The organism is Leifsonia sp. HAY1-4F, from assembly GCF_056755275.1.
This window is the reverse complement of sequence record NZ_JBNDHX010000704.1, coordinates 1-231: the sequence shown is the minus strand read 5'-3', so window position 1 is coordinate 231 and position 231 is coordinate 1. Positions and strand designations below refer to the sequence as shown.

Sequence of the window (231 nt, the reverse complement as noted above, 5' to 3'; positions counted from 1 at the left end):
CGCTTATAGCCTCTGGCCTCATGTTCCTGATCCTCGGTGCTCCCATCGTGGCGCTTACCAAGGCCCTCAACACCGGCCTTTCAGGCCTGACCGGTGCTGGCGCAATCGTCCTCGGCATCATCCTGGGCCTCATGATGTGCTTCGACCTCGGTGGCCCCGTCAACAAGGTTGCTTACTCCTTCGCCGTCGCCGGCCTCGGCGCCGCAACTGTGGCAAACCAGGCACCGTGGC

At 63.6% G+C, this 231-nt stretch carries 1 pseudogene; it reads left to right on the top strand.

Annotated elements, in window-relative coordinates:
• Positions 1 to 231, top strand: a pseudogene (locus ACPYOG_RS21045) (PTS lactose transporter subunit IIC); the annotation flags it as partial.